This window comes from Sphingopyxis sp. KK2, from assembly GCF_001990265.1.
Classification (GTDB): Bacteria; Pseudomonadota; Alphaproteobacteria; order Sphingomonadales; family Sphingomonadaceae; genus Sphingopyxis.
In genome coordinates, this window is the sequence record NZ_LYVN01000075.1 from 1 (window position 1) to 19,076 (window position 19,076).

Below are 19,076 nucleotides of genomic sequence, written 5' to 3' on the forward strand. Positions count from 1 at the left end.
GAAACCGGCACCCCCGCCAAGCTTCGCGATTGCCAGTCCCGCCGCGCCCGCCTATTTCGGTTGCACTGTAAAACCAAACGCCCGGGAGACGCGCGATGACCGACCTGCCTGAAACCAATCTTGTCATGCTGACGCTGGTGAAGCCCGAGGGGCAGCTCGAGGTGTTTTTCGAGCGGCGGCCGATGCCCGAGCCGCAGCCGCATGAGGTGCTGGTCAAGGTGCTGACGACGCCGATCAACCCTTCCGACCTGGGGCTGTTGTTCGGCGGCGCCGACATGTCGACCGCGCGCGCGTCGGAGCGTGACGGCTTGCCGGTGATTACGGCGGACATCCCGCCCGCCGGGATGCGCGCGATGACGGGGCGCGTCGGCGATGCGCTGGCGATCGGCAACGAAGGCTGCGGGCTGGTAGTCCAGGCGGGCGATTCGCCCGAGGCGCAGGGGCTGCTCGGCAAGAGCGTCGCGCTGCTCGGCGGCGAGATGTATGCCGAATATCGCTGCCTGCCGGTGCAGATGACGATGGCGCTGCCCGACGGCACCGATCCGGTCGACGGTGCGTCGTGCTTCGTCAATCCGCTGACGTCGCTGGCCTTTACCGAGACGATGCGGATGGAAGGGCACAGCGCGCTGGTCCACACCGCCGCGGCGTCGAACCTTGGCCAGATGCTCGTCAAGATCTGCGCCAAGGATGGCATTCCGCTGGTCAATATCGTGCGCAGCGACGCGCAGGTCGAGATTCTGAAGGGCATCGGCGCGACGCATATCGTCAACAGCAGCGCCGACGATTTCCAGGACCGGCTGGTCGATGCGATCGTCGAGACCGGCGCGACCTTGGGTTTCGATGCGATCGGCGGCGGCAAGCTGGCGGGACAGATTCTCGCGGCGATGGAAGTCGCGGCGGTCAAGCGCATGACGACGTACAGCCGCTATGGTTCGGACAGCTACAAGCAGGTCTATATCTATGGCGCGCTCGACCTGGGGCCGACGGTGCTCAACCGCAGCTTCGGGCTGACCTGGGGGCTGGGCGGCTTCCTGCTCACCCCCTTCATGCAGAAGGCGGGCTGGGAGGTCGTCGGGCGGATGCGCCAGCGCGTCGTCGACGAACTGACGACGACGTTCAAGAGCAACTACAGCCACGAAATTTCGCTGACCGAGGCGCTGAACCTCGACACCGCGCATGCCTATAATGCGAAGCGGACGGGCGAGAAATATCTGATCCGGCCGTAGGCGCTTGGCGTAGCGATTGCGGGTGGGGAGGTTCATGCTACAGTCGATTGCATGAGCTTCTTTCCCCGTTTCGCCTTGGTTCTGACCCCGCTTCTCGCGGCTTGCAGTGAAAGCCATCATAACGAAGCGGTCAAAACGACTGACAATTTCGCCGAATTTGGCTGCCAATATGTCGGAGGGGCTGAAGATGCCGCGCGGCGGATCAATGCATCGGGACAGCGTTTCGACGCGACCGCTGAAGTGCATGTCCTGACAGCCGGTGGTCCCGGGAAGGTCGTCGTCGTGCAGCGAGGCGCGCGTGGAAGCGACGGCGTGCAGGTAATCCTGCTCTTCAAGGCGAATGATCGCGGGGAAGTCACCGCAACAGGCACTAAAACCGGACCGCCGAGCGACGATGACCGACGCTTCATTTCCTCGATTCTTGAAATTGCGACACTCCAAAGCTGCATTGCCAAGGACGTTTGAGCGTCGGGGGTGGAATGCCAGCGCCCGCTCGCAATCGCCCACGCCGTCGTCGCATCCCGAGCAGTTGCACGTCGCCTTACTGGTGGCCGGTGCATTTTCTTGGCGCTCTCTCGATGCAGCCTTCCCGATAGTGGGAGCAATGGACCCGTCGATCAATCGACTCGCTTCGCCGCAAAACCGGGGCGCGTCGCTTGCGGCCGCGGAATCGCGTTCATAGTGTCCCTTATCCATCAGAATAAGGGGACTAAAATGCCGGCTCTCAAATCCGTGGCGCTGCTCGGTGTGCTGGGCTTGCTGGCCATTCCCGCGGCTGCGCATGCGCAGGATATTGCGGTCGAAGGCGGGCTTGCGCGCGCGCAGGGGCATTGGGTCGGCGAGCTTGGGGTGGGCTACAGCCTCCGCGCCGGGCCGATCACGCTGCGGCCGATCGGCGGGCTGTTCATCCATTCGGACAATGACGAGCGCGAGGTGAAGCCCTTTGCCAAGGCCGAGGCGACGGTGTCGATCCCGACGATCGCCGAACTCGGCGCGGGCGCGCGGATCAGCGGCGACCGGACGCGGATTTATGGCACCGCAGCGTTCGATCTGCTCCCCAAGCTCAAGCTCAAGGGCAATCTGGGAGACAAATATGCGGCGATCGGGATCATGGGGCAGTTTTGATTGGGTCGGCGGGTCGCGCGTTAGTTGACGGCAACTAACGACCGATTGCGGGCATCGGAAAAGCGGGTCTAGAGGTTATTCTAGGCGAAGCTGTGCGGCGATCTGACGTTTTGCCGCCTGTATCTCGGCGGACAACTTTTCGGCATAGACAAGTTCATCTTGAGCTTCGGCGCGAACATCAGAAGCGCCTCCGTTCGAGCGGGATAGCGCGATCACTTGTTCCACGCGAAGCGACGCCAAATCCATTATTTCCAACGACAATTTCGGATCATCGATGCCTCGGCTTATCTCAAAGACTTTTCTCGCATGCGACATCAAAAATCGGGGGTTGCCGTAAACCACTCCATCTCGCTCAAAACCCTCTACTTCTTTTTGGCTCCCACAGACCACAGCATTAGCGTGGAGTCGTTCGAAAAGATGCGGATTTTGATCTTTTGCCTTCCGTTCAATGGCGTCCAAGCTTCTTGGATCGAGGCACGGAGGCCCATTGACATCCAAAGGATTTCCTTGGGTTTGAAGGATCCATATTCCCAGTGGGAGCAACGCTATCGATGCAAGCGTCGCAAAGCGCTTGGGAAGTTGCTTCATGGGTATGGCCTTTCGCTTCCGGCGGAACGCGTTTATACGTTAGGGGTGCTCCGAGGCCTTGAAGGCATGCTCGGCAAACCTCTGAGCGAGAAATTTGATCTCGTATTCGGAACGAGCACAGGTTCCATATAGAACATTTTCTGCAGCTCATGCTTTGGAACGGCCTCGAGGACTTGCTCGTGAAAACCGGAGAACAATTGCACGAGTTCCGTGTCGTCCTCCGGCTCGATGCAGACACGATGCCTCGCATCAGGGGCCTCCACATCCTCGGCGAGGACGCCGATGAGAAATGCCTTGGGTCTTACTTCGGCGCCAAGAGCGTTGAGGACAGATTCGCCGAGGCGCGCTAAGCCGATCCGGCCTATCTCCAACTCGTCGGGGCGATGAGCCCTTTACGAATTTTCGATTGGAGACGTGACGTGAAGAAGCTTGTTCTCTCTGCCCTGATCATTGGTTCTACCTTCGCCGCTGCTCCCGCTTTCGCCCAGTCGGCCGCTGGCTCGGTCGATGTGACCGGCACCGTCGCCGCGCGCTGCTCGGCGGTGACAGCGATCACCGGCAGCATCACGCTTGGCGAACTTGCGAAGAGCGACGGCACCGTCGATACGGGCTTCACCGGCAACACCGGTGGTCTCAGCCGCAACTTCACGGTGAAGTGCAACGGTTCGAACCCGAAGATCTCGGTCGAAGCCAAGCCGCTGGTGAACGCCGCCGCGACCAACTCGCCCAACGGTTACACCAACACCGTCCACTACACCGCGACGCTGGTTGCGACGGGCGCGAAGGGCGGCACCACGCCGGTTGCCGACCAGTCGCTGAGCAATGGTGCGACCTCGGCGCAGGTCGGCGACCGCCTCGCCGCGACCGCGAACAACATCACGCTGACCGTGGGCAGCGGCCTGACCGCAGATTCGACGGCGATCCTCGACGCCGGCACCTATGCCGGCAAGGTCGAAATCACGATCGCACCGACCGCCTGACACCTGGGGTGTTCCGGCGGGCGCAGGACCAGGTGCCTGCCGGACTTGTCCTACCGCGAAGCACGCGCAGTCGGGGGGCTCGCGTGCTCGCTTCCGTCGCCGGTTTACCGAGCGACGGGTGCCCGGCTCTGAGTCCCTTCCCTTTCGGGAACAGGCCGGGCACCATCGTCTTTCCGGGCGGACTAGGATCCGCCGAGACGCAAGCTCCAATCTTCGATTTGACCGGAGCGCAATCGCTTCGCGGCGAGTTCGCGCCAGCGAAGAGGCAGGTGGGCGGTCGCAGCCAGCGCTGACAGGCCCTCGCGATCGAGCGTGTCGATATAGAGAAGCCGCCACAGGCGGGCGATTGTCCAACTCGGCGTGAGCCGGTCGATGAGTTCAAGCGTGTCTCCGCGCTCGACGACGCCTTCCTCGATGACCCGGTAGTACCATCCCGTCCTGCCCGATTGCTGCATCCGCCGTGCCATGTCCGGGATATCCATCCGCAGGTTCAGGCGGAAGCACGGCTGGCGTCCTTGCGATACTTCCACAATGGCCTTCCCCAATCGGAACCGGTCACCCACAGCGGCATGGTTTTCGAGGAGGCCACGCGCGGAGATATTTTCGCCGAAGGCGCCGGGGCGATCGAGCAGCGGATGCGAGCCGAGTTCCGCGCGCCACAGGGCGTAATGATCGAGCGGATAATGGTGCACCGCCTTGTCGCAGCCGCCGTGGTAGCGCGTGTCGCCCTGCTCATCGCCTTCGAAACCGCCAAGGGAAAGGAAGATGGGCCGGCCCGCCTCTTGCTTCGCAATTCCGCTGGGTACGGACTTCGGGCCGAGCGCTTGCACAGGCCCGACACGGAGCGAGACGATAGGGGGGCCGTTCACGTCTTCGAAGCAACCTGCGGCGCAACGGGAAGGGGCGAACGGGAATAGGTGATCCCAATCACGCGAGCCTGGTCGGTCACCTCTACAAGACGGCGCGCCTCTTTCTCGATGAATATCCGGCACACAAACCCGTCAGCCTCGGGAAACCTGGCCTCGATATCGGCGAGGATATCCTCCGCAGACCGGCTTTCGATGCTGATGTCGCACCATCGCTGGCCGTTGCGACCTATCTCTATGTGGAAGCGCTTGTTCATTCTTCACCTCCGATGGAGCGGACCGCGAAGTCCGCCGGCTCCCGGATCGCTAAGGCGAGTTCGGCCTCGACCGGCATTTCGGACCAGGGTGCTTCACCGGTACGCGCAAGAAGGCTGAATATGATGCCGGTGGCATCTCGCGCTGCGTCGCGCACCGAGGCCCCGGCGGCGATACGTGCCGCGACGGCGCCGGTGAACAGGTCGCCGGTGCCGGCGGGGCGCGTCGGCAGCCGCGGAGTGGAAATTTGCCAGCGCTTGCCGGCCTCGCAGATGTCTATCGAGATGCTGTCGGCTGCGGCGGTCCCGCCCGTGACGATAATATTTTCGGGGCCGAGCGCAGCGATGGCCGCGAGCAGCTCTGCGTCGTCGGTCGTACTTCCGCTCAGCTGCCAAGCTTCCCACCGATTGGGCGTCGCGAGCCAGGCCTGCGGAAGAAGTTTTTCTCGAAAGAGAGACAGGAGGCCCGGCGCCGCGAATGACCCAAGGTCGTCGTCACCGAGGACCGGATCGCAGATATAACGCATCCTGCTGCTGCGCCTCTTTGCGCGCTCGATGAAATCGGCGACCACCTCGCCATTCTCGACCGATCCGAGAAAGCCGGTAACGATGATCGCCGCATCGTCGACAAGCCCGCGCTCCTCGGCGCCGGTGAGGAGGTCGGCAAGAAGCCCGGCGTCGAGGATCGTTCCGCGCATTGTCGGATAATGGGGATGGTTCGATAGAAGTGTTGTGGGCACGGCGGTAACGGCGGCGCCCAGCGCCGTCATGACGGGAACAGCGGCGCTATTGCCGACGTGGCCGAATATCACTTGGCTCTGGATCGAGATTATGCGGGGAAGGGGCGCGATCATCGTGCGGTTTCGATGCCCAGAGGCGTCTCGAAATAGCCGAGATCCTCGAACGCAAAATGGCGTATCGCCAGCACCATCTTCATCATCCGCGCCTGCATTCCGATCTGGGGACCGGGCATTGTCGCTGACATGGCGCGGCCCGGAAATTATCCGATGGTTGGTTGCGCGCTAGTTCACCGCGCAAGCACTGTCGTCGCAGCCGGCGTTTTGGGCCGCGCCTTCGCCATTGTCTGCACGAGCGAGAATATCGCGCTCCTGCAGAAGGAACGATATCTCGGCGCCGAGCTGGAGGTCGGGAACATGGCCGAAAGTCTGGCTACGCAAATTGCCATCGGCGTCGATAAGCAGCAGCGTCGGCGTGCCGCGCATCCGGTACCGGCGCATCGTCAGCGGGCTTGGATCCGAAGAACCGCTTGGCTTGTCTACTCCGACCGGGAAGGGGACGCGATACTCGTGAAGGAAGGCTTTCAGCGAGGCGGGCCCCATCGCCTCATGATGTTCGAAGACAGTGTGAAGTCCGATGACGGCAACCTTGTCTTCCGGAAAAAGCGCGCGCACCGATTTGAGCTGCGGAATGAGGTGCGACACGCAGCCCGGGCAGAGCATCTGGAAGGCGCCCGCTACGATAACCTTGCCGCGGAGCGACGCGATACTGATCGGCGCGCTACTGTTGAACCACTGATCGACGTCCCACTCGGGGGCGGGGGTAAGCTCCTTGAACATGACGAACTCCTTGAGGTGCGGGACTGACCGCATTCCGGCGACATGCTTCGTGCCTGGGGGGCGGAGAAGTCTCAGGCACTCGACATGATCGTTAGGAGGCCTATGTAATAAAGAGGTGCAGCAACACAAGATGTTTAGGAGTGCTAAATTTGACCGCGATTTTTGACGCTCTGAGCGAGCCGGTTGCGAAGCGCGTGACTGCGGGGCTTGTGAAGATCGGCCAGGTCCTGCGCACCCATGCGTGGCGCGGCGCCGGTTCCGCGGGCATCTCGCCGAGCCAGGGACAGGCACTTTCACTCATTCAGGATGCGCAGCAAGGTATCGGACTGGGTGAACTCGCAAAGCAGCTCGGCGTCGCGGCGCCCACGGCCAGCGAGATGGTCAACTCGCTCGTCGCCAAGGGGCTCGCGGTCAAAGGTCCGGGCGCCGACAAACGTTCTGTCCGGCTCACGCTGACCGAGCAGGGCAGGACTCTCGCTGCGCAGACTGCAGCCTGGCCCGCCTTTCTGGTGGACGCGGTCGATACGCTTGATCCCGATGACAAGGCGGTGTTCTTGAGGTCGCTCGTGCGGGTGATCCGGGCGTTGCAGATCGCGGGCGACATCGCGCCGCAAGCAATGTGCGTGACCTGCCGGTTTTTCCGGCCCCATGCTCACGCCGATGCGGCGGCCCCGCATCATTGCCAATATGTCGATGCGCCATTCGGCGACCGCCACCTCCGATTGAACTGCGCCGAGCATGTCTTGGCACCGCCGGCCGACCTTGATGCGATCTGGGCGCGCTTTACCGGGCGGCCCGAGCAGGGCTCGCCCGGGACTATTTGATCTTCTTGATCTTCGCCAGCATCGGGGCCCCGATCCTCGACTTGCGGCCCCGCCACTAAACGATGGTGTAATGGAGCGACCGAAGGTTGAATGGTCGACCGCGATGCCCGGCGATACCATGGCGTCCATCTTGCCGGGTCCGGCAGAAGAATTGCCGGCCTCTCCAGTCGAGAGAGGTGCCGGCCTATCTCGGAGGCCATCGATGACAACGACCAAAAGCTCGCGCGCGCTCGTGACCGGCGCCTCCTCAGGCATTGGTGCGGTCTACGCCGACCGCCTCGCGAAGCGCGGCTACAACCTCACTCTTGTCGCTCGGGACGTCGGACGTCTGGAGGCGGCGGCAGAGGCGATCGCCGCGTCGCATGATGTCGAAGTCGAAACGCTGGCTGCCGATCTGGGCAGTCTCAGTGATATCGCGGACGTGGTCGCGCATCTGAGAGGCGATGAAAGCATCACGCTTCTCGTGAACTGCGCCGGCGTGAGCCCCCACGGCACGACCGCTATTTCGGCTGCGGATGAGCTCGATCAACTGATCGCGATCAACGTCAATGCGCTGCATGCGCTGTCGATAGCGGCGGCGCAGGTCTTCGGTGTGCGCGGGGCGGGCGGCATTATCAACGTCGGATCGGTGACGTCGCTGATGCCCGAGCAGTTCAACCCGAGCTACGTCGCTTCTAAAGCCTTCGTCCTGGCGCTGACCCAGTCGCTCGCGGCCGAATATGCCGCCACCAATATCCGCTTCCAGGCCGTGCTTCCCGGCCTGACCCGCACTGCGCTCTTCGAGCGCTCGGGCGTCGATATCAGCACTCTTCCCGCGCACATGATGATGGAAGCCGGCGATCTGGTCGATGCGGCGCTCCGTGGTTATGATCTGGGCGAGACGGTCACCATCCCGTCGCTCGAAGATGAGACGCTCTGGGGCAACCAGGAAGCGGCCCGGATGGCGCTCGCGCCATATCTCTCGCTGGCACGTCCCGCGAGCCGATACGCCTGAATGACTGGGCGACGTCTGCGTACGGCGGACCCGCGAGATCGAATGGATCGACAAACGAGAGAGGGAGACTGGCAATGGGAACCAATATCACGATCGATATCGATGGGGCTTCGCTCGGCGCCTATGTCGAGCGGCCAGCGTCGGGCAGCGGCGCATGCGTGGTCGTCCTGCACGAGGTGTTCGGGGTAAACGACGACATGCGGGCCAGTTGCCGCGAGCTTGCCGAGCAAGGCTTCATCGCGCTCGCCCCCGATCTATTCTGGCGGCAGGAAAAGGGTGTCGACCTGTCGCACTGGACCGAAGAGGAATGGAAGAAGGGGCTCGCGCTCTATCAGGCGTATGACCGCGACCAAGGCGCGCGCGACATCGCGGCGATCATGCGCTTTGCGGCCACGCTTCCGGGCGCCACCGGCAAGGTAGGATTGATGGGATATTGTCTCGGCGGTCTGATGACCTACCTCGTGTCGGCGCGGTTCGGCGCCGACGCCGGGGTCGCCTATTACCCCGGTTCCGCGGATGATTATGCTGCCGAAGCGAAGGATATTCACACGCCGTTGATGATCCATCTCGGCGAGGAAGACGAGTTTATCTCGAAGGCTGCGCAGGCGACCATCCGCTCGGCGGCGGCCGAGAATCCCTGGATCGCCGTCTATTCCTATCCGGGCTGCTATCATGCTTTCGCCCGGCATACGGGCACCCATTATGACGCGGCCGCTGCCAAGCTCGCGAACGGACGGACTTGGGACTTCCTCAAGGAAAAGCTCGAAGCCTGATCTTGTCATTAGCAGTTTTGGCCGGAGACGCATGGTGCGCGGCCGCCACGGTAACCGGTATCCCTTACGACAGCAGGAGTGATGAACATGCCTTATATTACGACCACCGACGGCACTGAAATCTTCTACAAGGATTGGGGACCGGCTGACGCGACGCCGGTTGTGTTCCATCACGGCTGGCCCTTGTCGGCCGACGATTGGGACAATCAGATGATGTTCTTCCTCGGCGAAGGCTTTCGCGTGATTGCGCACGATCGCCGCGGTCATGGGCGCTCGAGCCAGACCTGGACGGGCAACGAGATGGACACTTATGCGGCCGACGTCGCCGAGCTGGCCGACGCGCTCGATCTCAAAGGCGCGGTCCACATCGGGCACTCGACGGGCGGCGGCGAAGTCGCTCATTATGTCGCGCGCGCCAAGCCGGGTCGCGTTGCCAAGGCCGTGCTGATTGGTGCGGTGCCGCCGATCATGGTGAAGTCGGAGAAAAATCCCGGCGGTCTGCCGATCGAGGTCTTCGACGGTTTTCGTCAGGCTCTGATCGACAACCGGGCGCAATTCTTCCTCGATGTGCCCGCGGGACCGTTTTACGGCTATAACCGCCCCGGCGCCAAGATCGACCAGGGCGTCATCCAGAACTGGTGGCGGCAAGGAATGATGGGCGGCGCCAAAGCCCATTATGATTGCATCAAGGCCTTTTCGGAAACCGACTTCACCGAGGATCTGGAGCGGATCACCGTGCCGACGCTGGTCATGCATGGCGACGACGACCAGATCGTTCCCTATGCGGATTCGGCGCCCTTGGCGGTGAAGCTTTTGCAAAATGGAACGCTGAAGACTTACGCCGGCCTGCCGCATGGCCTTTGCACGACCCACCCGGATGTCGTGAATCCCGACCTTCTGGCGTTCATCCGAAGCTGAGCGGGTTCGCCGTCAGGCGCGAAATTTGGCCGCCCTGGGCGGAGAACGGAAAACGATAATGCCGGGCCAGCAATGGTCCGGCATTTTCGTTTCCGGCTCGGTTCCGGGGAAATACGGAACTCTGGCGCGGCGAGTCGTTCTGCGGACAGGTCGCGGAGCGGGAAATTGGGGCTTAAAGGGAGTGGAACGAGGGTCATGACGCGGCCGAAGTCTGGGTCACAGCGGGACGGCGACAAGAAAAGACCGGCCCCGCCTTTGCGGAGCCGTTCCTTTCCTGATCCACGTCTCTGCCGATTGTTCAGGCGGCAATGGGAAAAACCTTGGCGCGGCGCGGCGCGCGCGCATGGCCAACGGCCCATTGCAGAGCCTTGTCGGCGACCTGTTCCCAGCCCGGATCGACGCACGTCCAGTGCGAACGTCCCGGGAATATCGCAAGATCGGTTCGCGAGGGCGCGCGCGACTGTTTCCTGTAGATCGCTCGCGTCATCGCGGCGTCGGCGATCAGGTCGAGCTCGCCCCCGATCAGGAGCAGCGGGGCGCGATCGGGGTTCTCCCAGTGGATCTTCATCGGATTGACGACGCCGTTCCAATAGACGCGGCCCGGGGTCGGAACGATATAACGATCGTAGAGCGCTTCGGCCTGATCCTTCGCCGCGGTTTGCGCGAAACGGTCCCGGAAGAAGGCGTGGGACATCGTTTTCGCCTTGCGCCAGCTCAGTGGGTCGATGAACACCGGCAGCGCCGAGCGGATCGCGTGCGGATAGAGCGGGACGCCGGGCGTCGGCGCGGGATTGATCGCGACGCCAGCCACGCCCAGTCCTCGGTCAAGCAGATGCTGGACGATCACGCCGCCGAGCGAATGGCCGATCAATATGGGTTCTTCGGGCAATGCGGTGATCAGATCGGCATAATGGTCGACGATCTGCCGCTGGCCAAGGTAAGCGAGTTCCGGCTTCGGTGCAGCGCGGAGCGCGGCGGGATCGCGGTCGTCATAGGGCCAATCGGGCGCATGAACGGTGAACCCCGCTGCTTCGTAGCGGGCCTTGAAGCCTTCCCAGCTCAGCGAGTTCAGCCAAGCGCCGTGAATGAGCATGATCGTCTTTGTCATCGCTATAATCCTTCCGATGGGGGGCAGCGGCGGCGCGGGAGAGGGGCGGCCGCCGCTGCCGGGCTCGCTCAGTGCACCTTGCCGGGAAGGCTGAGGTTACCTGATGCGACGTCGAAAATGTCGGATATGCAAAGCAGCGGCGCGTGCAGGTTCGCATTGACCTTGAGCGCCGACGTTACGCCATCGAATTTCACTCCGGCGGCGGCGCCGATCACGCTCGCGGGAACCTTGACCTCGACCGTGTCGGTCTCGATCGTGGTCGGATAGGTTGGGCTGTCGATCAGGATCGGCACATTGGGCCAGGTCGGCGGTACTTTGGGCTTGGCGCCTTCGGGGATGTCGCGGACTTTCAGCGCGCCTGGACCGCAGACCTCGTCGGGGACGAGCACGACCCAGTGCGGATGCCAGACATGGCGGTTGACGCCGCCATAGGCCGCATCGTCGAAATCGGGGTGAAAGGTCACCGCCAGCGCAAGAATGCCCTGGCCGCTGTCGAAGCCGACGCTCGCGCTATCGAGGCTGGTCGGCCAGACATAGGAATAGACGGCGCTGCCCGCGAACTGCCCGGTCGCCTTGGGCTTGATCTCGCCCGCCTTGCCGCGCACCTGGACCTGGAAGACAATGTCTTCGCCAACGCTTTTGACGTCGGTGCGGATGATGTCGAACGATGCAGTGATCTTTTCGTCGGGCGCCGAGGCGATATGGCCTTCATGCTGCGCAGCGGCGGTGGAGGTGATCGCCAGCAGGGCGGCGAGGGCTGTGGTTCGCAAGAGTTTCATGGGTCTCATCCTTTCCTTGATGTGTCAGCTGGCCGCAGCGGCCAGTTCGAGGCCGAGCGCGCGGGCGACGCCCGCGCCATAAGCGGGGTCGGCGCGGGTGCAGTTGGCGACATGGCGCTGCTGTACTTCGAGCAAAGCACCGCCGACCTGCCGCGCGGTATTTTCGAACAGCGCCTGCTGCTGCGCGGTGGTCATCAGGCGGAACAGATTGCCGGGCTGCTCCCAATGATCATCGTCGACGCGGTGGTCCCAGTGGGTGGCGGCGCCGCTGAGGTCGAGCGGGGGTTCCTTGAGGTCGGGGCGATCGTTCCAGACGCCCTCGCTGTTCGGGAAATAGCTCGTCGTCACGCCGAGATTGCCGTCCGTCCGCATCGCGCCGTCGCGGTGATAACTGTGATACGGGCAGCGCGGCGCATTGACCGGGATATGGCCATGATTGACACCGAGGCGGTAGCGCTGAGCATCGCCGTATGAAAACAGCCGCGCCTGCAACATCTTGTCGGGCGAGATGCCGATGCCGGGGACGAGATTGGCGGGCGTGAAAGCGGCTTGCTCGACTTCGGCAAAGACATTGTCGGGATTGCGGTTGAGTTCGAGCGTGCCGATGGGGATCAGCGGATAATCGGCTTTCGGCCAAGTCTTGGTGAGGTCGAAAGGATTGTGCTTGTGCGTCTTGGCCTGCTCCTCGGTCATCACCTGGATGCAGAGCGTCCAGCGCGGATAGTCGCCTCGATCGATTGCCTCGAGCAGATCGCGGCCATGGCTTTCGCGGTCGCCGCCGATCACCGTTGCCGCCTCGGCGTCGTTCAAATTGTCGATGCCCTGCTCACAGCGGAAATGAAATTTGACCCAGACGCGCTCATTGGCGGCGTTGATCAGCGAATAGGTGTGACTGCCGAAGCCGTGCATGTGGCGATAGCTTTTGGGGACACCGCGATCGGACATGACGATCGTCACTTGGTGCAGCGCTTCGGGCAGGAGCGTCCAGAAGTCCCAATTATTCTGCGCGCTGCGGAGGCCCGTGCGCGGATCGCGCTTCACCGCATGGTTGAGATCGGGAAAGCGCAGCGGATCGCGGAAGAAAAACACGGGCGTGTTGTTGCCGACCACATCCCAATTGCCTTCCTCGGTGTAGAATTTGACCGCGAAGCCGCGAATATCGCGTTCGGCATCGGCCGCGCCGCGCTCGCCGGCGACGGTTGAAAAGCGCAGGAACAGCGGCGTCTGTTTGCCGATCTCCGAGAAGATGGCGGCCTTCGTGTAGCGGCTGATGTCGTGGGTGACGGTGAAAGTGCCATAGGCTCCGGATCCCTTCGCGTGCATCCGCCGTTCGGGGATCACTTCGCGGTCGAAATGCGCGAGCTTTTCGATCAGCCAGATGTCTTCGAGTAACGCCGGGCCGCGCGGACCGGCGGTTAGTATGTTCAGATTGTCGGCAACGGGCGCGCCGTTGGCGAGAGTGAGCCCCTTTGGGTCAGTCATAGTGTCTCTCCTTAAATATGAATCACAGGATCAGGCGCGCTGCGGTACCGATGGCGATGATGGCTATCGTGATCGCGACCGGGATGAGCAGGATCTGGGCAGCCGCCTCGCGCCCGCCGATATGGCCCGTGGCAATGACGAGCCCTTTCGAAAGAAAGTCCGCCATCGAACGGCCGCCCGACCGTCCTTCGCCAGCGATCAATATTGCCGGGACGCCGAGATAGATGGCGGTGTAACCCGCGCTGATGACAACCATCATCGACGCCTCGACACTTGTGGCGAAGAACAGAAACAAGGCCGCCATCATCAGCGCATAGGACCAGAGCATCATACGCCCGATCTCCGCCGGAATGTCGGGTGCGGCAGCCTCCGCGAAAGCGGTCGCGCGTTGGTTGGCATGACGGCCGCCCGGTGCGCCTGGCAGCGTGCCCTCGTCGAGCTCGAACGACCAGTCGCCGAATTCCGATACAACCAGGTCATGTTGAAGGCGGTCCATTCCGTTTCTCCGGTTTGTTTCCGTTGAAGCGAGAATGAAGCAGGTCCGCGTCCGCTGCGATTGTACGCTGGGGTCAAGCCGTTAGGCGAAGGTATAGAGGCGTCCCGGAGAATTGGGCCTACTGATTGAAAGGGATAGGGTTTTCATTCGATGAACTCGGGTGCGTGGCGCGCAGTGAACGAAGGTATAGTTGCTGCGACGTGACGGATCGTTCTAACTTGCCGGGCTATGTCGATTGGTCAAAAAACAGCGGAGCTCGCGTCTGTCGGTTGCAGCGCATACTCTACCGCGGTGTTTTCAGAGCAGTTGGTTCCGGCGGCGCAAATAGGAGACTGGGCAGACAGGCTCGACCGGTACCGTTTACGTCTTCGGGGCGTGGCAGCGTGACGTCGCCCCTCATCGCGGTCGTTGACGATGACCGGGCCATTAGAGTGGCGCTCTCCAGTCTGCTGCGGTCCGAAGGGTTCCGCGTTACGGCCTATGCGAGTGCAGAAGATTTCCTGCAAAGCATTGCGACGACGGTCCCTGATTGCCTGCTGACCGACATCCAGATGACGGGGATGAGCGGTCTCGACCTGCAGGACCGATTGTCGCATGATATGCCGCAATTGCCGGTCTTCGTGATGACGGCGTTCCCGGAAACCCAAATCCGGGACTGCGCGATCGCAGGCGGCGCGCATTGCTTCCTCAAGAAGCCGTTCGATGCACTTGATCTCCTCAAGTGCATCCGAACGGCGCTCGCGGGGGATGCCAAGTAGCATTTAGCGTTTAGATGTTGGGTCGGGTCGCGAAGGGAGGGGTGACTGTGGACGAGCAGGCTGTTGTTCATGCAATCGACGATGATGAGTCGATGCGGCGCGCGATTTCCGCATTGCTGCGCTCGGTCGGGATCAATGCGCGGACCTATTATTCAACCGGTGATTTCCTCGCAGCCGACCTTCCCGACGTGCCCTCCTGTCTTTTGCTCGACGTTCGCTTGCCCGGCACCAGCGGCCTCGATTTTCAGGCCCAGCTCGCCTCGCATAATATCCGTCTCCCGGTGATCATGATCACGGGCTTCGGGGATGTGCCGATGTCGGTCCAGGCGATGAAGGCTGGCGCGGTCGATTTTCTGACAAAACCGTTTCGCGATCAGGATTTGCTCGACGCGGTCTCCGCAGCGATCGAGCGCGACACCTGCCGACGCGCCGTTGAGGGTGAACTCCATGGGATACGTCGGCGCTATGACGCGATGTCGGAGCGCGAGCGGCAGGTCATGGCATTGGTGACTGCCGGCCGGCTCAACAAACAGGCTGCCTTTGATCTCGGCCTCAGCGAAATCACCGTCAAACTCTACCGGGCTTCGGCGATGAAGAAGATGGAGGCGCGCACTTTGCCGGACCTTGTCAAAATGGCCGAGCGCCTTCGGATAGGTGCCGAAGCTTCTTAGCTCGGCGCGCCCAACGCGGGGAGGGTGAAGCAAAAACGTGCACCCTCGGCGTGATTGGCCGCCGTGATCCTGCCGCCATGCTCCTGGATGATCGACCGGCAGATCGCGAGACCCATGCCCATGCCTTCCTGCTTGGTTGTGAAGAAGCCGTTGAACAGTTGATCGAGATGCTCGGCGGCGACCCCGGGTCCGCTGTCGTCGACACAAATCTCCACGGTGCCGTCGCCGGGAGCCGCGGTGATCTTGAGCGTTCGCGCCTTCGCGTCGTTCAGCGACATGGCCTGAAGGGCGTTGACCGCCAGGTTGACGATGACCTGTTGCAATTGCACGCGGTCCGCCATGACGCGCGGCAAAGCGGCGGCGATGTCGACTTCAATAGCGACGGCCTTCGACTGGCTTTCATGACGAATGATCAGCAACGCCTCGTCTATGACCTCGCCAACGTCGAGCGGCGTCGGCACAGGGTCACGTTTCAGCGCCATTCCTCTGATGCGCGCGATGATGTCGCTTGCGCGTCGCGCATCGGAAATGATTTCGCGGGTCATGGCCTCGACTTCTTCAAGCTCTGGCACGTCCCGCTGCAGCCACCGAAGGCTGGCTTCGCCAAAGGCAGTGATCGCAGCCAATGGCTGATTGACTTCGTGCGCGATCGAGGCGGTCAACTCGCCAAGCGTCGATACGCGGGCCGCGTGCGACAAATTGGTCTGCACTTCCCTGAGCCGGGCCTCTGCGCGCTTGCGGTCGCCGATGTCGAGCGTCGCGACGACCGTGATGCCATGGTCTTGGAGAGCCGGTGGAAAGGCGATCGAAAATGCGACGTCGGCGTAATCCCCTGACGGCAGGCGCATCCGTGTCTCTTCGCTGTGCGCCGGACGTCCCGCAAAACGTGCTTCGACGGCGCGCCGGAAGGTTCCGGCATTTCCTCGCCAATAGTCCCATGGTGTTTTGCCCACGAACTCCTCCGCCGAACGGGCTCCGCAGAGCGCCACGGTTGCGGCGTTTACTTCCTGGATCGTGACGACCTGCATGCAGCGCGTCAAAAAGTCGGGTGCCGCATCGATGTACGATGGAAGGTCGGTGATGCCCATGTCTCGCAACTCGTCGAGCATGGGGGCAAGGCGTGACGTATCGCATTGCCACAGTGCGAGCGGAAGATGGTGGAAAAGGTCGCGGTAGCGATGTTCGCTCTGGCGCAGTGCAAGGTCTGCTTCCCTTCGCGCACTCATGTCTACGAAGCCGACGACATTGATCCCGTGATCCATCAGCGCCTTGGGGAACGACATGACATAGATCACGTCGACCACGCTGCCGTCGGGGCGGCTTACGCGCGTTTCCTCGCTATATTGGGGTTCGCCGCGAAGGCGTGCCAGCAGGGACCGGCGGATCGTCTCCGGACTTTGCGCCCAAGCCCAGGAGATTGGCCCCTTCAAATCGGAGACCTCGGTCGCCCGGAACAGCCGAAGCGCCTCGGCATTGGCTTCCTCGATAAGCGGAAGCGTCAGCACTTCGTCGAGAAACTCGGGCGTATCCTCTACGAAGGCCGCGAGATCAGCGACGCCTCCGTGTTGAAGTTCCTGAAGGCGTGCGAAGAGCGGCCTCATGTCGAGCTGCAGCAACGCCACCGGTACATGGTGGAAGAGATCCCTATATCTATCGAGGCTCGCGCGCAGTTCGCGCTCCGCACGCTTGCGGTCGGTGATGTCGACGATGCCGACAAGGACCGTTCCTTGTGCCTTATGATCACTTGGCCAGCACACGGTGAAAAGGACTTCGAACTCTTCCCCGCCCCATTTTTTCAGGACCGTCTCGACGCTGTATCGATCGCGGCGCTGGGCTGCGGCGACGAGCGATTCCGCAAATACGTGCCGGCTTTCCTCCGGCCACGTCCAGTCCATGGGCTGCGAAAGCACCGCCTCGCGCGAAGGGATTCGATAAAGCTCGAGTGTTTGTTTGTTAACGTCGATCACCCGCACCATCGAGATGGCGCGACCGATGAATTCCTTGTTGCTGAGCAGGTAGGCGGGAATGTCGGTAATGCCATCCGCGACCAATGCGCCCACGGCCTTCCGGACTTCCGAAAAGTCGAGTTCCCAGAATGAGGCTGCCATCGCGTGGAAGAGATTGGTGAAGCGGTGCGCGGCGACTTCGCCGACACTTACTTCCTGCGTATCGCGTCCCCATTCCACTATTTCGGCAATGTCACCGTTGTCATCGCGGCGCACGACCCAGCGTACCTGCACGCACAGCTCGCGTCCATCGGCCGCGCGCCTGTAAATCTCGCCGTGCCAATGGCCGTCGCGCGTCGCTAAATCCATGATGTAGGCAAGGCCGAACTGGTGGTTCGAACCCAATAGATCGTCCGCGTCGCGTCCGATGGCTTGATCCGCCGTCCACCCGTACAGGAGATGGGCTCCCTCGTTCCACGAGCAAATGCTGCCGTCCTCGTTACGAACGACAACGCTATCCGGAATCAGGTCCGCAAGATCGAAATTGGCCCCACCCATGCGCAGTGCATAGCGCACTGAGCGATGGAAGCACTCTCAATTTTCGCCTGACCAACTCTAAGTCGTTTGACAAAATAAAGCGGATTGATCGGCCGCTTTTGCCTTGGCTCGTCGGAAAGCGGACAGTCAGCTACCGGCCAGCAATAGCTACCGATCGATAGTCTGCAGATGTCGGGCTATTGCAGCGTAGGTTTGGGAGTGTGACCGTTAATATGATCGGTCTTGTCGGAAATCTGGCGTGCCCGATCGGGATGAGGCGGCACTTCTTCTGAAGGCTGCAAAGGAGATTTTCTAGCTCGATCCTTCTTCTCGCCGGCAGCTATTGTCTCTCTCATATCTTGCTCCCGTCCCTTTATCTGTCAGCGATCAGGCCCTGACCGATCCTGCCGCAACACTGTAGCCGAGGAAATTCGGGGCGAGGCCGCGGCCTTCGCGGAAGCGGTTGATGCGCGTCGCGTAGTGACGTGCGAGGTCGAAATTGGCGGTGGCGAGGCCAGTCTGGCGTGCGCGGCCGGCTTCCATCAACGCAATCTGATGGTGGTAGAAAAGCTGGTTCATATCCATGGCTTTGTCCTTAATGGTCCGGGAGTGGATGGCTCGGCTCAGGCGAGGCATTGGGCTCGCAGAGCCTCGGCAATCCGGTCCTTGTCGGCGCGTGCTGCCTCGGACTTCTGTTGCCGGGAGGCCATCGCATGCCAGGCAGCGGCCGAACGCAGGTTGCGGTCGCGCACCTCCATCAGGTCGGACGCGGCGGCATCGGCCTCGCAGCGCTCGGCCTGCTCACGATAATGTAAACTCGTTGCGGTTGCGGCCATGCTGCTATCCTTTCTATTAATCGATCATGTCGGCGATGAGGCGTCTGAGTTCGCGGCGTGAAAGCGTCGAAGAGGGGAGCGCTCTTTGGCTGCGGTGCATCGGCTTGCCCGCGAGCGGAAGAGCGGAGAGGCTGGAGAAAATATTGCTATTCTGAAACATATTGGTCTTCTTGGATTAGATGTCAGCGCCGCTTACTCGCGGCGCCGGGACTGCCCGCGCCGCGATCGCGATAGACGATGCGGCCCTTGGTCCGGTCATAGAGCGTCATTTCTACGCGTACGGCGTCACCGACAACCGACCGAATGCGGAAACGCCGCATCCGGCCAGCTGTGTAGGC

Annotated in this window: 24 protein-coding genes and 1 pseudogene; 10 read left to right on the forward strand and 15 right to left on the reverse strand. The window is 62.1% G+C overall.

From position 1 onward, the window contains the following. Positions 1-95 precede the first annotated feature (95 nt). The 3 genes from B1A78_RS13195 (at position 96) to B1A78_RS13205 (ending at position 2,351) form a co-directional block, all read left to right on the forward strand. Positions 96-1,226: a zinc-binding dehydrogenase gene (locus tag B1A78_RS13195; RefSeq protein WP_077147423.1), complete on the forward strand. Its 1,131-nt coding sequence runs from the start codon at positions 96-98 to the stop codon at positions 1,224-1,226. 51 nt (positions 1,227-1,277) lie between these two features. Continuing rightward, positions 1,278-1,691 carry a hypothetical protein gene (locus tag B1A78_RS13200; protein ID WP_077147424.1) on the forward strand — a complete coding sequence of 138 codons (414 nt, stop codon included), beginning with the start codon at positions 1,278-1,280 and terminating at the stop codon, positions 1,689-1,691. Between the two features lie 249 nt (positions 1,692-1,940). Continuing rightward, positions 1,941-2,351, forward strand: coding sequence for a hypothetical protein (locus B1A78_RS13205; protein ID WP_077147425.1), 411 nt, complete (start codon positions 1,941-1,943; stop codon positions 2,349-2,351). A gap of 75 nt (positions 2,352-2,426) precedes the next feature. Here B1A78_RS13205 and B1A78_RS22340 read toward each other — a convergent pair whose 3' ends face one another. Both B1A78_RS22340 and B1A78_RS23355 read right to left on the reverse strand, forming a co-directional pair. Further along, complete coding sequence (locus B1A78_RS22340) at positions 2,427-2,939, reverse strand: hypothetical protein (protein WP_144037818.1); 513 nt, start codon at positions 2,937-2,939, stop codon at positions 2,427-2,429. Positions 2,940-2,971: 32 nt separating this feature from the next. Continuing rightward, on the reverse strand, positions 2,972-3,310 hold the full coding sequence (locus B1A78_RS23355) for a hypothetical protein (protein ID WP_372236880.1): 339 nt from the start codon (positions 3,308-3,310) through the stop codon (positions 2,972-2,974). Between the two features lie 48 nt (positions 3,311-3,358). Between B1A78_RS23355 and B1A78_RS13220 the strand changes: the two genes are divergently transcribed. Further along, on the forward strand, positions 3,359-3,919 hold the full coding sequence (locus tag B1A78_RS13220; RefSeq protein WP_144037819.1) for a hypothetical protein: 561 nt from the start codon (positions 3,359-3,361) through the stop codon (positions 3,917-3,919). A 182-nt stretch (positions 3,920-4,101) separates the two neighbouring features. On the opposite strand, the gene B1A78_RS13225 is transcribed toward B1A78_RS13220, so the two are convergent. From B1A78_RS13225 to B1A78_RS13240, 5 genes are read right to left on the reverse strand one after another with little or no spacing between them, the layout of a single operon-like run. Then, on the reverse strand, positions 4,102-4,788 hold the full coding sequence (locus B1A78_RS13225) for an MOSC domain-containing protein (protein WP_077147429.1): 687 nt from the start codon (positions 4,786-4,788) through the stop codon (positions 4,102-4,104). Then, entirely contained in the window at positions 4,785-5,042 is a 258-nt protein-coding gene (locus tag B1A78_RS13230) for a hypothetical protein (RefSeq protein WP_077147430.1), read from the reverse strand. The genes B1A78_RS13225 and B1A78_RS13230 overlap by 4 nt, the downstream gene beginning before the upstream one ends. Then, positions 5,039-5,893, reverse strand: coding sequence for a pyridoxal kinase (gene pdxY, locus B1A78_RS13235; RefSeq protein ID WP_077147431.1), 855 nt, complete (start codon positions 5,891-5,893; stop codon positions 5,039-5,041). The genes B1A78_RS13230 and pdxY overlap by 4 nt, the downstream gene beginning before the upstream one ends. Then, the gene (locus B1A78_RS23130; protein WP_256838248.1) at positions 5,890-6,012 is read right to left on the reverse strand and encodes a hypothetical protein; all 123 of its coding nucleotides are present in this window, start codon (positions 6,010-6,012) and stop codon (positions 5,890-5,892) included. Before B1A78_RS23130 ends, pdxY begins: the two co-directional genes overlap by 4 nt. Before the next feature lie 49 nt (positions 6,013-6,061). Continuing rightward, positions 6,062-6,616, reverse strand: coding sequence for a redoxin domain-containing protein (locus B1A78_RS13240; protein WP_077147444.1), 555 nt, complete (start codon positions 6,614-6,616; stop codon positions 6,062-6,064). Positions 6,617-6,765: 149 nt separating this feature from the next. On the opposite strand from B1A78_RS13240, the gene B1A78_RS13245 reads away from it, so the two are divergent. The 4 genes from B1A78_RS13245 (at position 6,766) to B1A78_RS13260 (ending at position 10,125) form a co-directional block, all read left to right on the forward strand. Then, positions 6,766-7,440: a MarR family winged helix-turn-helix transcriptional regulator gene (locus B1A78_RS13245; RefSeq protein ID WP_218667979.1), complete on the forward strand. Its 675-nt coding sequence runs from the start codon at positions 6,766-6,768 to the stop codon at positions 7,438-7,440. 202 nt (positions 7,441-7,642) lie between these two features. Then, positions 7,643-8,434, forward strand: coding sequence for an SDR family oxidoreductase (locus B1A78_RS13250; protein ID WP_077147433.1), 792 nt, complete (start codon positions 7,643-7,645; stop codon positions 8,432-8,434). Positions 8,435-8,508: 74 nt separating this feature from the next. Further along, positions 8,509-9,207: a dienelactone hydrolase family protein gene (locus B1A78_RS13255; protein WP_077147434.1), complete on the forward strand. Its 699-nt coding sequence runs from the start codon at positions 8,509-8,511 to the stop codon at positions 9,205-9,207. A gap of 87 nt (positions 9,208-9,294) precedes the next feature. Continuing rightward, positions 9,295-10,125, forward strand: a complete 831-nt coding sequence (locus B1A78_RS13260) for an alpha/beta fold hydrolase (RefSeq protein WP_077147445.1) — start codon at positions 9,295-9,297, stop codon at positions 10,123-10,125. A gap of 298 nt (positions 10,126-10,423) precedes the next feature. Here the strand turns inward: B1A78_RS13260 and B1A78_RS13265 are convergent, their stop codons facing one another. From B1A78_RS13265 to B1A78_RS13280, 4 genes are all read right to left on the reverse strand, one after another. Then, positions 10,424-11,233 (reverse strand): alpha/beta hydrolase, encoded by an 810-nt coding sequence (locus B1A78_RS13265; protein ID WP_077147435.1) that lies wholly within the window; start codon positions 11,231-11,233, stop codon positions 10,424-10,426. Positions 11,234-11,301: 68 nt separating this feature from the next. Then, a complete protein-coding gene (locus B1A78_RS13270; protein WP_179102049.1) occupies positions 11,302-12,012 on the reverse strand; it encodes a hypothetical protein in 711 nt (236 codons plus the stop codon). A gap of 24 nt (positions 12,013-12,036) precedes the next feature. Next, positions 12,037-13,494, reverse strand: coding sequence for a catalase (locus tag B1A78_RS13275; protein ID WP_077147437.1), 1,458 nt, complete (start codon positions 13,492-13,494; stop codon positions 12,037-12,039). Between the two features lie 22 nt (positions 13,495-13,516). Beyond that, the gene (locus B1A78_RS13280; protein WP_077147438.1) at positions 13,517-13,990 is read right to left on the reverse strand and encodes a hypothetical protein; all 474 of its coding nucleotides are present in this window, start codon (positions 13,988-13,990) and stop codon (positions 13,517-13,519) included. Between the two features lie 383 nt (positions 13,991-14,373). On the opposite strand from B1A78_RS13280, the gene B1A78_RS13285 reads away from it, so the two are divergent. Then, on the forward strand, positions 14,374-14,748 hold the full coding sequence (locus tag B1A78_RS13285) for a response regulator transcription factor (protein WP_077147439.1): 375 nt from the start codon (positions 14,374-14,376) through the stop codon (positions 14,746-14,748). Positions 14,749-14,795: 47 nt separating this feature from the next. After that, on the forward strand, positions 14,796-15,419 hold the full coding sequence (locus B1A78_RS13290; RefSeq protein WP_083734145.1) for a response regulator transcription factor: 624 nt from the start codon (positions 14,796-14,798) through the stop codon (positions 15,417-15,419). Here B1A78_RS13290 and B1A78_RS13295 read toward each other — a convergent pair. From B1A78_RS13295 to B1A78_RS13310, 4 genes and pseudogenes are all read right to left on the reverse strand, one after another. Further along, on the reverse strand, positions 15,416-17,941 hold the full coding sequence (locus tag B1A78_RS13295) for a PAS domain S-box protein (protein WP_144037820.1): 2,526 nt from the start codon (positions 17,939-17,941) through the stop codon (positions 15,416-15,418). The genes B1A78_RS13290 and B1A78_RS13295 overlap by 4 nt on opposite strands. A gap of 348 nt (positions 17,942-18,289) precedes the next feature. Further along, positions 18,290-18,487 carry a hypothetical protein gene (locus B1A78_RS13300; protein WP_077147442.1) on the reverse strand — a complete coding sequence of 66 codons (198 nt, stop codon included), beginning with the start codon at positions 18,485-18,487 and terminating at the stop codon, positions 18,290-18,292. A gap of 38 nt (positions 18,488-18,525) precedes the next feature. Beyond that, complete coding sequence (locus tag B1A78_RS13305) at positions 18,526-18,738, reverse strand: hypothetical protein (protein WP_077147443.1); 213 nt, start codon at positions 18,736-18,738, stop codon at positions 18,526-18,528. 182 nt (positions 18,739-18,920) lie between these two features. After that, positions 18,921-19,076: pseudogene (locus B1A78_RS13310) on the reverse strand (translation initiation factor IF-1); the annotation flags it as partial.